This window comes from Shewanella sp. SR44-4, from assembly GCF_014163715.1.
Taxonomy (GTDB): Bacteria; Pseudomonadota; Gammaproteobacteria; order Enterobacterales; family Shewanellaceae; genus Shewanella.
Window position 1 is genome coordinate 1 of record NZ_JACJDU010000006.1, and the last position, 15,019, is coordinate 15,019.

Here is a 15,019-nt window from a genome sequence, read left to right on the forward strand (position 1 = left end):
CCGCTATAAATAGCGGGCCTTTTTATTTTAATGTGGCGGAGGGATAGGGATTTGAACCCTAGAACGGGATAAACCGTTGCCGGTTTTCAAGACCGGTGCATTCGACCACTCTGCCATCCCTCCGAGCGGGCGAATAATATGACAATGACTGTTTTGTGTAAAGGGTAAATTGCAAATAATTTGTTAAGTGGTGATTAAACACTCAAGTTAACTGTAATTGGTGTATCGATATGGATTATTCGCTAACAGCTAAGCCTCTATACTGAGGATGAACACAATATGTGGTTTGAAGTGTTCTTAAACGAGCTCAACGGCAGTTGAATTGTGCTAATCAACTTAAGCTGACCATTTTTGTCATTTAAAATTTGATTAAACAGCTGATAGCGGCGACTTTGCTTGATTTGATTAGGCTTAATGTTTACCTTTACTGCAAGTAATTTTGCCAATGCCAAGGATAGCGAGATGCTTTCAGAACAAGCATTCGAGATGATAGATATTGTTGCCCGTGTGGGCAGTTTTACCGCCGCAGCCAATAAATTGAATAAAGTACCGTCTGCAGTGAGTTACGCCATTAAACAGATTGAAGATGACTTAGGGGTAATATTGTTTGAGCGTCACCATCGCAGTGTCAGTTTGACGCCCGCGGGTGAGCATTTTGTGGCGCAGTCGCGCGAGATAATGACTAAATTGAACAACATTAAACGTGATACCCAGAAAGTGGCTAATGGCTGGCGCCCTTCTTTATCTATTGCGATTGACAATATGGTTCGCGCAGACAAAATCAGTGGCTTGATTGCTGATTTTTATCGCCACTTTACCGACATTGAATTGATTATTCGCTTAGAAGTTTATAATGGTGTGTGGGAAGCATTGTCGACGGGTAAAAGCGATATCGCCATAGGAGCAACCTCAAGTATTCCTGTTGGTGGTACTTTCAAGTCGCGCGATATGGGAATGATTCAGTGGTCTTTTTTAGTGGGTAAAAATCACCCGTTAGCCAAAGCAGAGCATGCGTTAACCGATGATGAATTATTACAATATCCGTCAATTTGCCTGCAAGACACGGCTCATAATATTGCCCATAGGCCAAATTGGTTGTTAAATAACCAGCGCAGAATTGTGGTACCTGATTGGATCAGAGCAATAAATTGTTTTAGAGAAGGCTTAGGCGTGGGTTACATGCCATATCATTTGGCCGATATTTTTATTAAAGCCGGCGCGCTAATAGAAAAACAACTTGCCACCCCAAAGCAAGACACAGCCTGCTGTTTAGCTTGGAATAATGCCAATATGACGCCTGCTATGCAGTGGGTATTAGATCATCTCGGCGATACCGAAAAATTAAAAAAAGAGTGGCTTAGTTAAACCACTTTTGCAAAATAAGTTTTTGTTAATAACATTACTTATACAAACGTTTATGTTAAATTAGCGACTATTAAGATGATGTTTGTTATGAATTAATTTTTGTTTAATGTACATTGCTTACGCTATACAAAAGGATTTAGCTTCAGAGTGAAATATATTTTTTGTGAAAGATATTTTTCTCGTTGAGCAAATCATTGAGTTAACACCTGGAGACGATAATGAATCAACAATCAGTTATATCACCTAGTCTATCGACTACTGATGTCAACAAAATGCTAAAAAACACTTATATGCTGCTTGCAATGACATTGGCATTCTCTGCTGTTACTGCAGGTTTCGCCATGGCAATCAACATTGGTCCAATGATGTCAATAGGCTTATCGCTTGGTAGCTTAGTGTTATTATTTGTGACCCTTAAAAAAGCAGACAGTGCTGCCGCTATATTTTGGGTGTTTGCCTTTACCGGTATGCAAGGTGCGTCGCTCGGTTACATTCTTAACCATTATGCTGGTATGGCAAATGGCCCTGGCTTAATTATGCAGGCCTTAGGGTTAACCTCTATCATTTTCGTGTCGCTTTCAGCGTATGCGTTAACCACTAAGAAAGACTTCTCATTTATGCGCGGCTTCTTATTTGCGGGTTTATTAGTGATGATTGGTGCGATGGTCATTAATATATTCGTCGGTAGCTCAATATTATTTATGGCAATGAATGCAGGTATTGCGTTGCTAATGACAGGTTTCATTCTATATGACACTAGTCGTATCGTGAATGGCGGCGAAACAAACTACGTTCGTGCGACTATCTCATTGTACTTAGACTTTTTGAACTTATTCATAAGCCTGTTACATTTAATGGGTATTGGCAACGACGATTAATCGTCGATAGAGTTCATTGACAAATTACGTTAAAATGACCCTACATTAGGGTCATTTTTTTTATCATGAGCAAATTCATCATTCAAGTAAACGGTAGCGTTTATGGCTCTACGGCCAGTTTTCGTGCGTTATCATTTTGTCAAAGTGCATTAGCCAATGGCCATCAAGTCATCAATGTCTTTTTCTATCAAGATGGCGTAACCAACAGTAATGCCCTCACCTGTCCTGCATCTGACGAAATTGATATGCATTCCAATTGGCAATCATTGTCATCACAACATTCAATACCGCTAACCAATTGTGTGTCTGCAGCGCTGCGTCGTGGTGTGTTATCTCCACAAGATGCAACCGAAAACGGCAAACCACAATGGAATAGCAGTGACGCATTTACCATGGGCGGTTTAGGTGAATTAGTGGTCGGTATTGAACAAGCTGACAGGTTGATTAGCTTTTAACGTATGAGTGGAATAGATAATGAAATCACTGGCAATTATGTTTAGGCATGCACCATTGGGTACCACAAGTACCCGTGAAGGGCTAGATTTTGCCATGCTCAGTGCCAGCTTTGAACAACAAGTGAGTATTATATTTACCAATGAAGCGGTATTACATTTGCTGGCAGGCCAAACACCTGAGCGAGCAGGATCTAAAGATTATGTGTCGGCATTTAAAGCGCTTTCTCTTTACGATATTGATACCGTATTGGTGTGTGCAGAGTCAATGCACACATTAGGGCTTCAGCCCAATGACCTTAGTATTGCCGCGACGGTGGCGACTCCAGAGGTGATTAGTCAAACCCTGCAAGCTGCTGATGAGGTGTTAGTATTTTGATATTACATCATATCCAAACATCAGTAATGACTGACGACGCCTTAAGTACATGCTTACGCTATATTCACCCTACAGACAGTATTTTATTGTCTAGCGATGCAGTGAATTGTTTATTACAAACCCAGTGGCAACAGCGTTTAGCAAACATTGCTCTGTTTGTGCTACAAGATGATGTCGCCGCCAGGGGCTTATCGGATCGCTTGATGATTATGTTAGCCAATAAAGCTGCGGGCTCTTTTGATATTATTGATTATTCACAATTTGTTGAACAATCTTTGTTACACGATAAGGTGATAACTTGGTAAACTTTTTTGAATTTAATGGCCTACAAATTGAAACCGATCATCAAGGCTATTTAAAAAATGTTAATGATTGGCAAGAACCTATGGCAATTGCGATTGCCGCTACAGAGAACATTGAGTTAACCGAGCAACACTGGGAAGTTATCCGGTTTGTGCGGGATTTTTATCTAGAGTACAAAACCAGCCCTGCTATACGTGTGCTGGTCAAAGCTATCGGTCAACGTTTAGGTGCGGATAAAGGTAATTCTAAATATTTATATACCTTGTTTCCGATTGGCCCAGCAAAACAAGCAACAAAAATTGCAGGCTTACCCAAACCAGCAAAATGTTTATAGCTGATTCATGCTGACAAAAAAGCCCGCTCAAGATAACTTAAGCGGGCTTTTTAAATGGCTAACCTTAACTGAGGTTATTTTGGAAATATATTTTCTATCACTATAAATGCTGCTTGAGCTAGTTGAACAATTACCAACAACATAAAAAAGGAGATAACTGATAAGTAGATAAGCCTACGATTATCACGCCGACTTGAACCCATTGCTGGTTGTACCAACCCTTATAAATATGTGACCAACTCAAACTGAGTGACACAATTTCCAATGCAACGTAAAAATAAAATATGTGCTGCGATACGGTAACGCCATTAACACGATTTACGGATTACGGGGGTTACTCAACGCACTACAACATACAGGTCTTTTAAGGCCACGAATGCCTAAAGCTCTATCTTGCACAAGACTGACAATTAACACCCTAGCCACACTAAAATGGACTGCGGCTAGGACTATATCAATTGGCCAATCATATTAGCTAACTATAATTAGCTAACTATAATTAGCGCTTAACATTAACCAATCAGACTTAAACCGCCCATGTATGGACGTAATACTTCAGGTACTGTAATGGTGCCATCTTGATTTTGATAGTTCTCAAGTACTGCTACTAACGTACGGCCAACCGCTAAACCTGAACCATTTAAGGTGTGCAATAAAGCAGGTTTGTTATCAACTTTGCTACGGTATCTAGCTTGCATTCTTCGCGCTTGGAAATCTTTCATGTTTGAACAAGATGAAATTTCTCGGTAAGTATTTTGCGCCGGTAACCACACTTCGATATCAAAAGTTTTACTTGAACCAAAGCCCATATCACCAGTACATAACACCATAGTGCGGTACGGTAAGTTTAATAACTGTAATACTTTTTCAGCATTGGCAGTAATTTCTTCTAGTGCTTGCATTGAATTATCTGGGTGAGCAATTTGCACTAACTCAACTTTGTCAAATTGATGCTGACGGATCAAACCACGAGTATCACGACCATAAGAGCCCGCTTCACTGCGGAAACATGACGTTAACGCCGTCATTTTCATTGGCAGTTCATTTTCGTCCACGATCATATCGCGCACATAGTTAGTTAATGGCACTTCAGCAGTTGGTATAAGTGATAAACCTTGGCCTTCTTCTGTGGCCGGTTTAGTGTGGAATAAGTCTTCACCAAACTTAGGTAATTGACCTGTGCCTAATAAGCTGTCTTCGTTAACCAATAACGGTACGTATGTTTCTGTATAGCCGTGTTCAGTGGTGTGTAGGTCTAACATAAACTGACCTAAGGCACGATTTAAACGGGCAATTTGACCACGCATGATAATAAAACGTGAACCGGTAATTTTAACCGCGCTTTTAAAGTCTAAACCGCCTAGTGCTTCGCCTAAATCTAAGTGATCTTTCACTTCAAAGTCGAATACCTTTGGGGTGCCCCAACGACGCACTTCAACATTGTCGTTTTCATCAGCGCCTACCGGAGCCGATTCGTCTGGCAAATTTGGCATGCTCATGGCGATGCTATTGATTTGTTGCAACAACTCAGCAAGCTCAGCTTTCTTTGCATCTAGCTGCGCACCTAAATCACCCACTTGCGCCATAATGGAACTGGTATCTTCACCGCGCGCTTTAGCTTGACCAATCGACTTAGAGATCGCGTTACGCGATGCTTGCAAGTCTTCTGTAGCAACTTGTAGCGATTTACGCTTTTCTTCAAGTTTGGTCAAATTATCGACATCAAGAATAAAGCCACGAGTGGCTAAACGCTCGGCAGTGATTTCCAGTTCATTACGCAAAAATTTTGGATCTAGCATGTTGTGAGTTCTTTTTAGTTAAACACGTGAAAATATAAGCTGTTGACCTAAATACACCATAAAGAGGCATAAGGTGACATTCAACAACACATTTAAAATAGCTTTCTGCCATAAGCCTTCTTGCAATAGCAGTAAGGTTTCATTCGAAAAAGTCGAAAACGTCGTTAATGCACCTAATAGACCAATGCCAATAAGCGCTTTAATTTCAGGGCTAATATGACTCAATTGCCCTAGCGCATAAACGACGCCCATTAAAAACGATCCCAATAGATTGACTAACAGTGTACCAAAAGGAAAACTGCTTCCAAATACCTGGATCATAAAAATTGACAGAAGATAGCGTAAAACTGCACCAATCGACCCACCTAATGCCACCAAGAACACATTAGTCATAGCGTTTGTCCTCGCTTTGTTGATCAAGTTGGTTTAATTGGGCCAATTTATCTTGAATGCGCTTTTCAAAACCTCTGTTAGTGGGTTGATAAAATTGACTGTGTTGCAGTGATTCTGGAAAGTAATTTTCGCCAGCAGCATAAGCACCAGGTTCATTATGTGCATAACGATACTCCTTACCAAAGCCGATGTCTTTCATCAGTTTGGTTGGCGCATTACGTAAATGGTTGGGTACAGGTTCGTGTCCGGTTTGTTTGGCTAACTCGCGAGCAGCACCAAATGCACTGTAAACGGCATTACTTTTAGGAGCACTGGCTAAATATAATACTGCTTGCGCTATCGCTCGTTCACCTTCTGCAGGGCCAATGCGGTGATAACAATCCCACGCATTAAGTGCAACGGTCATGGCTACTGGGTCGGCATTACCAATGTCTTCTGAGGCAATCGCTAATAAGCGGCGAGCAACATACAAAGCATCACCGCCACCTTCTAAAATACGGCAATACCAATACAAAGCGGCATCCGGCGCAGAGCCCCGCACAGACTTATGTACAGCTGAAATTAAATCGTAAAATTGATCGCCATTTTTATCGTAACCCGCAGCTTGGTGTCCGGCGACTTGCGTCAGCATCTCGGTGGTAAACGCGCCAGCATCAGCCACTAAATCGCTCATTAACTCAAGCAAGTTAAGTGCTTTACGTGCGTCACCATCACTAATGTCGGCCAATTGCTTGGCTACATCTGCAGGTAATGTTAATTGGCGTTTGCCCAAACCACGTTCAACATCAGCTAATGCTTGAGTAACAATTAAGTTTATTTCGTCAGAGCTTAGTCGATTTATAAGGTAAACACGCGCACGCGACAATAAAGCGTTATTGATTTCAAATGAGGGATTTTCGGTGGTGGCACCGATGAAAATAACCGTGCCGTCTTCAATAAAAGGTAAAAATGCATCTTGCTGACTTTTATTAAAGCGATGAACTTCGTCGACAAATAATAAGGTTCGTTGACCACGACTTTGGGCAATGGCTTTAGCTTGTTCTATTGCGGCGCGAATGTCCTTTACGCCAGATGTTACCGCAGAGATACGTTCAACATGGGCGTTGGCATAATGGGCAATTAACTCAGCTAAGGTGGTTTTCCCCGTACCGGGTGGGCCCCATAACAACATAGAATGTGCTCGATTAGCCTCTAGCGCTTTACGCAGAGGTTTACCTTCACCTAATAAGTGTGCCTGACCTATGTATTCACTAATGTCCCTTGGGCGCATGCGAGCGGCCAAGGGGCGAAAATCTGGTGCAAAATCAAAACCTAAATTAGCCATCAAACAACCTAGTTTGTTTGCTTTAAACGTTGATCGTCAATATCAACGTTATCAGGTACGGCAAACTTAAAAATGTTTGTCTCGTTATCTTTTACTTTACGTTGCTGAGTTAACGCAAATTGACTGAGGTTGCCTTGCTCGTCGGTTAAGTTGAATTTAACTAACTGGCTCGCGTCAAAACACACACTCACAGCAACAACATTGCTGTTAAGTTTTTTAGGTTGAATATCAAAACAAGTTGATTTTCCGCTTACGGCACGCTTAGTGACCGAATACTTAGCCCATGTAGCTTCGTCTCGATGCACTAACAAGGCCATAGGTGATGCATCAACGGCTTGAGCAACATCCATCACAGTCACTTCTTCCGCAAAAGGATTATAAATCCACAAGTTAGCGCCATCTGCCACAATTAATGATTCGTCTGGCTGAGTTAAATGCCAGTAAAATTGATTCGGATACGCAAGTGCAAACACCCCGCTTCCGGTTTGAATAGGCTTACTGTTAATGTCAGTCACTTGTTGGGTAAATGTCGCATGCAAGCTGTCTATATTAGATAGCTTAGCGCGTAATTCGGTTGCGTCATCGGCCATTGCGGCAACGCTGCTTAAACTTGTGGCTAATAATAGGCTTAACACTGTAATACGTTTATTCATCATTAATTCCTCGGTGGTGGCGGAGCCAACACTTCACGATTACCATTGTGGCCTTGGGCTGTCACAATACCTTGGCTTTCCATCATTTCAATAATGCGGGCGGCGCGATTGTAACCAATTTTAAATTTACGTTGTACGCTAGATATGGAGCCGCGGCGAGTTTCGGTAACAAATGCTACCGCGTCATCATATAACGCATCCAACTCTTCTTCGCTATCGGAGGTTTCACCGGGTAACAGTACTTGTTCACCATCTGTAGCACCATTAAGAATTTCTTCAATATATTGTGGCTTACCACGAGCACACCAATCGGCTACGACTTTATGCACTTCATGATCATCAATAAACGCCCCATGAACACGATTTGGCAAACCCGTTCCTGGAGGTAAATACAGCATATCCCCCATGCCTAATAGGGTTTCTGCGCCCTGTTGATCAAGAATGGTACGAGAGTCAATTCGTGACGACACTTGGAACGCAATACGGGTTGGAATGTTAGCTTTAATCAAGCCAGTGATCACATCAACCGATGGACGCTGTGTCGCTAATATTAAGTGAATACCTGCCGCACGCGCTTTTTGCGCGATACGGGCAATGAGTTCTTCTACTTTCTTACCGACAATCATGATCATGTCAGCAAATTCATCGACGACCACCACAATAGAAGGCAGTTTCTCTAATGGTGGCGCATCGTCTAGCATGCTTTCAGAAGACTTCCATAATGGATCGGGAATGTACTCCCCTTTGGCAGCTGCTTCTTTAATTTTAAAGTTGTAGCCTTTAAGGTTACGCACACCTAATGCCGACATTAATTTATATCGGCGTTCCATTTCACCTACACACCATCGCAGTGCATTGGCTGCTTCTTTCATGTCGGTAACCACTTCACACAATAAATGTGGAATACCTTCATACACCGACAATTCGAGCATCTTAGGGTCAATCATAATAAAGCGGACATCATCTGGGCCCGATTTATACAACAAACTGGTGATCATCGCATTCACACCGACCGATTTACCAGAACCCGTTGTACCAGCAACTAATAAATGCGGCATTTTGCCTAAATCAACGACCACAGGCTCACCGGCAATGTCTTGTCCTAACACCATAGACAATGTCGATTTGCTGTCTTTAAACGCGGCAGAATCGAGTACATCGCGCATAAACACGGTTTCACGGAACTTGTTCGGCAATTCTAAGCCTACATAAGCTTTACCAGGAATAACTTCAACTACACGCACGTTTTCAGATAATAATGAACGGGCTAAATCTTTCGATAAATTGGTGATTTTAGACGCTTTAACCCCTGGAGCTAATTCAAGTTCAAAACGAGTAATCACAGGTCCAGGATACACCCCTACTACATTGGCGATAATGTTAAAGTCGGCCAGTTTTGTTTCAACCAATCGAGCAACTTGCTGTAATTCAGCTTCACTTATGGGGTTTTTCTTACGATCAGGAACATCAAGTAAGGTAATGCTCGGTAGCGGATCCATTTTTTGACGCGCTTGTTGAGGGGTTTGGCCATCAATTACCACAACGCCATCCACAATTCGGACATCTTTTTTCGGCTTTTGCTGAGCGACTAATGCCCCTGTTGAATGAGGCTTATTAAATGCTTCCTCAAAAGGTTCATCTGCGATATCTAGATTATTAATTGCAGGGCTATCATTAACGCCATCATCATTGTCGTCATCAATATCAAAATCGACATCATCTTTAGTCGCGACCCAAGGTGCAAAAGATGTGTCGTCATTATCGAGTTGCATCGACGGTTCTTGGCGATCATCTATATCAAATTCATCGTCATCATTGTCTGATACGTTAATATCTTCAGCAGGTTTAGCCTTGCGGCTAAAGAAACTGCGTTTTTTCTCAACAATAGGTGGCGTCTCTATTGCTGGCTTAATATGAATTGGCACTTTGACTGCCGATTTGCTTGGCTTATCCTGTGAGGGTTCATTTTGTAGATCAATTTCATTACGGCGTTGGGTAAACTTATCCACTAATGACATAAAACCTTTGGTATCTTCGGTCTCACGTTCACGTTTAAATAATCGTGGCAATGTCCATATTTTCTTAGCTAACCAGATAGAACCTAAACCCGTTAACTCAATAATGGTTAACCAACTCACGCCTGTCGCTAAGGTGAAGCCTGCACCAATAAAACACATTAATAGTAATGTGGTGCCGAGCTTATTAAAATACGGCAACATGGCTTGACCAATAACGTCACCTGCAACACCACCGGCTGAAAACACAAACATATTATCGGCATTCATACTGACCAGTGCAGCTAACGCCAGCAACATCAGAATAAAACCAATAATTCTTAGGCCAACAGAAAAATAATCTATTTCGAACACTCGATGCGCGCGATTAAAAATAAACCAACCGGTTGTGGCTATAATCATGGGAATTAAAAAAGCGATGAACCCGAAGAAATAAAACAGCACATCTGCTGTCCAAGCACCTACAGCACCAGTCCAGTTGTGTATCTCACCTTGGAAATGCGACTGACTCCAGCCAGGGTCACTTGGATTGAAACTGGATAATGCCAATAGAATATAGGTTGCAACCATGCAACATAATATAAGACCACCTTCAAGTAGCCTTTGTAAGCCACTGAGTGTTTTAAGACTATTTTCCTGAGTCAAACGAAAGCATCCATAAAAAAGTGAAAAATAAGGGTTAAGATAACAGAATATCACTGTATTTGCAGTGATTATGCACCTTGAATTAATCAAGCTCAATCGATTGTTATGTCGAATTAATCAAGAAACATAAAAGCATTGATGATGGTAGTCAAGATGATGATTTTATATACAAAAAATGTTTAGTTAGCGAAAAAGATGAACATAGGCAACAACAGTCATCTATAATTCATCATTCCGGCTCTAAAAACGGGATAGGCGATTAAGTTAGCGAGATTACCCTAGGTTGTATAACGCAACCTTATTGGTTTGTTTAACCTCCTCCATCACTACATAAGTACGAGTGTCTGAAATGGATGGCAGTTTCAGTAAGGTTTCACCTAATAATCGCCGATATGCAGACATATCTGACACCCTAGTCTTTAATAAGTAGTCAAAATCACCAGAGACCAAATGGCATTCTTGGATGTCATCAAGCAATTGCACAGCACGGTTAAAACGGTCAAAAATGTCTGGAGTGTCACGATTTAGAGTGATCTCAACAAAGACTAATAAAGAAGCACCGAGAAAATGTGGATTAACCAACGCAGTATAACCGCTAATAAAACCTTGTTTCTCAAGCCTTTTTACTCTTTCTAAACACGGTGTAGGGCTTAAGCCGACTCGTTTAGATAGTTCAACATTTGATATGCGACCATCCTGTTGAAGTTCATTTAAGATATTACGATCAATGCGGTCTAAATCTTTCACTGAAAAGCTTTTACTATTTGCCATATATTCAACCTTGTTTTGTCCTTAAAACAACACTTCTGCCTATTAATTATCGAAATTCAGCAACATAATCTGCTAAAGCAGCACTATACTAGAGTCACCTGAAATAAGCACGTTCAGGTCACAATTAATAACAACTATACCCACTTGAAGTGGGGTTTTTTATGTCAATCGAGGCTCAAATAATGATTATTGGTGTTCCAACAGAAATCAAAAACCACGAATACCGTGTAGGCATGGTCCCTTCAAGCGTACGTGAATTAACCATAAAAGGTCACGTTGTTTATGTTCAATCAGATGCGGGTGTGGGTATTGGTTTTACCGATCAAGACTATATGGATGCGGGCGCCTCGATTTTAGCTACAGCAGCTGAAGTGTTTGCTAAGTCAGACATGATTGTAAAAGTTAAAGAGCCACAAGCAGTAGAACGTGCAATGTTACGTCACGACCAGATTTTATTCACTTATTTGCACCTTGCACCAGATTTGCCGCAAACTGAAGAATTAATCACCAGTGGCGCTGTTTGTATTGCTTACGAAACCGTAACAGATGACCGCGGCGGATTACCATTACTTGCACCAATGTCAGAAGTGGCTGGCCGCATGTCAATCCAAGCAGGAGCTCGCGCACTTGAAAAATCATTAGGCGGCCGTGGTATGTTGCTTGGTGGTGTTCCAGGTGTTGAGCCAGCTAAAGTGGTCATCATTGGTGGCGGTATGGTTGGTACAAACGCAGCGCAAATGGCTGTTGGTATGGGTGCTGATGTTGTTGTTTTAGATCGCAGCATCGATGCATTACGTCGTCTAAACGTTCAGTTTGGTTCAGCGGTTAAAGCTATTTACTCAACAGCTGATGCTATTGAGCGTCACGTATTAGAAGCTGATCTTGTTATTGGCGGTGTATTAGTTCCAGGTGCTGCAGCGCCAAAATTAATCACTCGTGACATGGTTAAGCGCATGAAACCAGGCAGTGCAATTGTTGACGTTGCTATTGACCAAGGTGGTTGTGTTGAAACATCGCACGCTACCACTCACCAAGACCCAACTTACATTGTTGATGACGTAGTACATTACTGTGTGGCTAACATGCCAGGTGCAGTAGCGCGTACTTCTACATTTGCATTAAACAATGCAACACTACCTTACATTATCAAGTTAGCTAACCAAGGTTACAAACAAGCATTATTAAATGACAAACATTTATTAAATGGCTTAAACGTAATGCACGGTAAAGTCGTCTGTAAAGAAGTGGCAGAAGCGTTGAACCTTGAGTTCACTGAACCAAAAAGCATGCTTGCTTAAATGAGTAAGTCATTGAATTAACTTTATTCAATAAAAATGCCGCATTAATAAATGCGGCATTTTTTATGTTTATTAAGCGCGAATATCAAACACTTATATTAAACACTGATATCAAACACTGATATCAAAAGATACGAGATTGTTTCGCCAATAATGCAAAGAAGTCAGCTTTTGGCATAGGTTTATAAAAATAATACCCTTGCACCGCTTCAATATTCTGTTTTTTGATAAAATCTAATTCAACTTCAGTTTCGACACCTTCAGCGACAATTGACAGATCTAATGCTCGGCTCATACTGACAATAGCTTCTATCAACGCTTCATGTCGCGCACCCAATGAAATTTTCTGGATGAAGGATTTATCAATTTTAACTTGATCCACTGGGAAGTTTGCCAAATAAGATAAAGATGAATAGCCAGTACCAAAATCATCCACTGAAATTTTCATTCCACGATGCCGAAGTTCTGTTAATAATTGGCTAATCGATGATTGTTGTTTCATCATTAATGATTCGGTGATTTCTAAAGTGATCAGCTGATACGGGATCTGGCTACCACCTAACAACTGTGAAAGGTCATCAAAATACCGTAAAAATCGTTGTTGTAGATCGGTCGTCCAAAATTCAATCGTCGACACATTAATTGAAAATGGAATGGCATAACCACTTTTCTGCAATGCGATGATACTGGTTATTGCTTGTGTTCTCACCCACTCACCGATTTGAACAATTAAACCAGACTCTTCTGCAATAGGAATAAACTCATCTGGCGAAATAAATTGACCATCATGTATCCAGCGCAATAACACTTCAGCTTTAATGATTTGGCCACTACACGGATTCACAATGGGTTGATAATACAGTTCAAATTCATTCTGGCTCAATGCAGACTTAAGGTGTAAGTACAATTCTGCATGTCTTTCTGCATCTTTTTGGATCTGCTGATTAAAGAACTGCAGACAATTACGACCTCGAGATTTTGCGTTGTACATAGCTTGCGTGGCGCAATTTAATATTTGTTCCACATTATCAGCATCGTGTGGATAACGAGCAAGGCCAGTACTCATGGATAACATGACATCTTGACCGCCAACAATAAAAAGCTTTTTCAACTCATCCGTTAGATCATCAAAAAGACTAATTAATGACTCGGTACACATTTTACCCGGTAACACTAATGCAAATTCATCGGCCGCAATACGCGCAATAAGGACATTATCAGGAATGGCACTCAGTAAGCGCTGCGCGACAAATTTCAATACAAGATCACCGTTATCATGTCCGAGGGTATCGTTAATTTGTTTAAAATGGTCGATGTCCATCAGCATCAAGCTAAAGTCTTGCTTGCAACCGTTTACGCTGTCTTCTGAATCGATCATAGCTTGTAGACTTTCAAACAAGTATTTACGGTTCGACAATCCAGTAAGTTGATCGTAGTTGGATTGAAAGTTAATCATTTTTTCAGCGTTTTTACGGGCGGAAATATCGGTAATTAACCATGCAAAACAATTCTGTTGCGTAAAACTATCCCGAATAACGGTCACATTAAGCGAGATATCAATAATATCATTGTCGGTTTTAAGACCTTTTAACTCCCCTTGCCAAGGGTGTCCGCGCTTTAAATGCTCAAATAAATCTGCTACTACATCTTGTTGGGAGTGACTCAAAAAACGATGAACATCAAATAATTTAAGATTGGCGTAATAGGTAGACGTTAAGGATTTAAAAATTGGATTGGCTGATAACACCGAGTTATCTTCACTGGTGATAACTAACGCAATAGGCAAGCTGTTAAAAATCTTGCTACTTAACCGTTGAATATGCATTCCGCGGCTTCGTTCAATGGCTAAACTGGCCAAACGTGCCGCTTCTTGTATTAGGTGCAAATCTTGCTTGGACGGCGATTTAATCGTGTCATAGTACATGGCAAAAGTGCCCAGTACTTTTTGATTACTGTCTTTTATCGGTTCAGACCAACACGATTTTAGTCCGGCTTTTAAAGGTAATGCTTTAAAGTCTTTCCAATTAGGATGATGTTCAATGTCTTCAACAATGACTCTTTCACAAGTATATGCGGCGGCGCCACAAGAGCCCACATCAACGCCAATCTCGATGCCGTTAATCGCATTGTTATATTCTTCAGGAAGATTAGGAGCCGCACCCGAGAATAACCGTTTACCGTCATCACTCAATAAAAGCACTGATGCACGAGTACCAATTTTTTGTGCTTCTATCAATAATACTAAGGCATGAAGCATTTCGCCTAAGGGTAGGCCCTGCAATACCATATCGAGTATTGTACTGTATCGCTCGATACTCGATTCACGAAAATCATGTTGGTCTGTATCTTCTATGAATTTATTGATATGCGGTCCTATATCCATAACGCTCCATTATTACGGCGAATGCTT

Annotated in this window: 14 protein-coding genes and 1 tRNA gene; 7 read left to right on the forward strand and 8 right to left on the reverse strand. The window is 41.1% G+C overall.

Going from position 1 to position 15,019, the window contains the following annotated elements; translation table 11 throughout:
- Nucleotides 1-33: 33 nt before the first annotated feature.
- Nucleotides 34-123: transfer RNA gene (locus H5125_RS04450), tRNA-Ser, on the reverse strand.
- Nucleotides 124-462: 339 nt separating this feature from the next.
- Here H5125_RS04450 and punR point away from each other — a divergent pair.
- From punR to H5125_RS04480, 6 genes are all read left to right on the forward strand, one after another.
- Nucleotides 463-1,365 carry a DNA-binding transcriptional activator PunR gene (gene punR, locus H5125_RS04455; protein WP_059746694.1) on the forward strand — a complete coding sequence of 301 codons (903 nt, stop codon included), beginning with the start codon at nucleotides 463-465 and terminating at the stop codon, nucleotides 1,363-1,365.
- A 218-nt stretch (nucleotides 1,366-1,583) separates the two neighbouring features.
- Nucleotides 1,584-2,243, forward strand: a complete 660-nt coding sequence (locus H5125_RS04460) for a Bax inhibitor-1/YccA family protein (RefSeq protein WP_182743641.1) — start codon at nucleotides 1,584-1,586, stop codon at nucleotides 2,241-2,243.
- 65 nt (nucleotides 2,244-2,308) lie between these two features.
- Nucleotides 2,309-2,698: a sulfurtransferase complex subunit TusD gene (gene tusD / locus H5125_RS04465; RefSeq protein ID WP_182743642.1), complete on the forward strand. Its 390-nt coding sequence runs from the start codon at nucleotides 2,309-2,311 to the stop codon at nucleotides 2,696-2,698.
- Nucleotides 2,699-2,717: 19 nt separating this feature from the next.
- The gene (tusC, locus tag H5125_RS04470) at nucleotides 2,718-3,074 is read left to right on the forward strand and encodes a sulfurtransferase complex subunit TusC (protein WP_182743643.1); all 357 of its coding nucleotides are present in this window, start codon (nucleotides 2,718-2,720) and stop codon (nucleotides 3,072-3,074) included.
- Nucleotides 3,071-3,379, forward strand: coding sequence for a sulfurtransferase complex subunit TusB (tusB, locus tag H5125_RS04475; protein ID WP_182743644.1), 309 nt, complete (start codon nucleotides 3,071-3,073; stop codon nucleotides 3,377-3,379). Before tusC ends, tusB begins: the two co-directional genes overlap by 4 nt.
- Entirely contained in the window at nucleotides 3,373-3,711 is a 339-nt protein-coding gene (locus H5125_RS04480; RefSeq protein WP_182743645.1) for a TusE/DsrC/DsvC family sulfur relay protein, read from the forward strand. Before tusB ends, H5125_RS04480 begins: the two co-directional genes overlap by 7 nt.
- A gap of 512 nt (nucleotides 3,712-4,223) precedes the next feature.
- Here H5125_RS04480 and serS read toward each other — a convergent pair.
- From serS to lrp, 6 genes are all read right to left on the reverse strand, one after another.
- Nucleotides 4,224-5,510: a serine--tRNA ligase gene (serS, locus tag H5125_RS04485; RefSeq protein ID WP_182743646.1), complete on the reverse strand. Its 1,287-nt coding sequence runs from the start codon at nucleotides 5,508-5,510 to the stop codon at nucleotides 4,224-4,226.
- Between the two features lie 18 nt (nucleotides 5,511-5,528).
- The gene (gene crcB / locus H5125_RS04490; RefSeq protein WP_101087633.1) at nucleotides 5,529-5,903 is read right to left on the reverse strand and encodes a fluoride efflux transporter CrcB; all 375 of its coding nucleotides are present in this window, start codon (nucleotides 5,901-5,903) and stop codon (nucleotides 5,529-5,531) included.
- On the reverse strand, nucleotides 5,896-7,227 hold the full coding sequence (locus H5125_RS04495) for a replication-associated recombination protein A (protein ID WP_182743647.1): 1,332 nt from the start codon (nucleotides 7,225-7,227) through the stop codon (nucleotides 5,896-5,898). Before H5125_RS04495 ends, crcB begins: the two co-directional genes overlap by 8 nt.
- 8 nt (nucleotides 7,228-7,235) lie before the next feature.
- Nucleotides 7,236-7,880, reverse strand: a complete 645-nt coding sequence (gene lolA / locus H5125_RS04500; RefSeq protein WP_182743712.1) for an outer membrane lipoprotein chaperone LolA — start codon at nucleotides 7,878-7,880, stop codon at nucleotides 7,236-7,238.
- Nucleotides 7,881-7,882: 2 nt separating this feature from the next.
- Nucleotides 7,883-10,540 carry a DNA translocase FtsK gene (locus H5125_RS04505; RefSeq protein ID WP_182743648.1) on the reverse strand — a complete coding sequence of 886 codons (2,658 nt, stop codon included), beginning with the start codon at nucleotides 10,538-10,540 and terminating at the stop codon, nucleotides 7,883-7,885.
- Nucleotides 10,541-10,813: 273 nt separating this feature from the next.
- Nucleotides 10,814-11,311, reverse strand: coding sequence for a leucine-responsive transcriptional regulator Lrp (gene lrp, locus H5125_RS04510; RefSeq protein ID WP_101087629.1), 498 nt, complete (start codon nucleotides 11,309-11,311; stop codon nucleotides 10,814-10,816).
- A gap of 182 nt (nucleotides 11,312-11,493) precedes the next feature.
- Between lrp and ald the strand changes: the two genes are divergently transcribed.
- Nucleotides 11,494-12,609, forward strand: coding sequence for an alanine dehydrogenase (ald, locus tag H5125_RS04515; protein WP_101087653.1), 1,116 nt, complete (start codon nucleotides 11,494-11,496; stop codon nucleotides 12,607-12,609).
- A gap of 124 nt (nucleotides 12,610-12,733) precedes the next feature.
- Here ald and H5125_RS04520 read toward each other — a convergent pair whose 3' ends face one another.
- Nucleotides 12,734-14,992: an EAL domain-containing protein gene (locus H5125_RS04520; RefSeq protein ID WP_182743649.1), complete on the reverse strand. Its 2,259-nt coding sequence runs from the start codon at nucleotides 14,990-14,992 to the stop codon at nucleotides 12,734-12,736.
- Between the last annotated feature and the right edge of the window lie 27 nt (nucleotides 14,993-15,019).

What these genes read in the sequence shown, in the direction of transcription:
- lolA (WP_182743712.1), bottom strand. Translation starts at nt 7,880, where the DNA reads ATGAATAAACGTATTACAGTGTTAAGCCTATTATTAGCCACAAGTTTA.
- H5125_RS04520 (WP_182743649.1), bottom strand. Translation starts at nt 14,992, where the DNA reads ATGGATATAGGACCGCATATCAATAAATTCATAGAAGATACAGACCAA.
- lrp (WP_101087629.1), bottom strand. Translation starts at nt 11,311, where the DNA reads ATGGCAAATAGTAAAAGCTTTTCAGTGAAAGATTTAGACCGCATTGAT.
- punR (WP_059746694.1), top strand. Translation starts at nt 463, where the DNA reads ATGCTTTCAGAACAAGCATTCGAGATGATAGATATTGTTGCCCGTGTG.
- tusC (WP_182743643.1), top strand. Translation starts at nt 2,718, where the DNA reads ATGAAATCACTGGCAATTATGTTTAGGCATGCACCATTGGGTACCACA.
- H5125_RS04495 (WP_182743647.1), bottom strand. Translation starts at nt 7,227, where the DNA reads ATGGCTAATTTAGGTTTTGATTTTGCACCAGATTTTCGCCCCTTGGCC.
- tusD (WP_182743642.1), top strand. Translation starts at nt 2,309, where the DNA reads ATGAGCAAATTCATCATTCAAGTAAACGGTAGCGTTTATGGCTCTACG.
- crcB (WP_101087633.1), bottom strand. Translation starts at nt 5,903, where the DNA reads ATGACTAATGTGTTCTTGGTGGCATTAGGTGGGTCGATTGGTGCAGTT.
- serS (WP_182743646.1), bottom strand. Translation starts at nt 5,510, where the DNA reads ATGCTAGATCCAAAATTTTTGCGTAATGAACTGGAAATCACTGCCGAG.
- H5125_RS04460 (WP_182743641.1), top strand. Translation starts at nt 1,584, where the DNA reads ATGAATCAACAATCAGTTATATCACCTAGTCTATCGACTACTGATGTC.
- ald (WP_101087653.1), top strand. Translation starts at nt 11,494, where the DNA reads ATGATTATTGGTGTTCCAACAGAAATCAAAAACCACGAATACCGTGTA.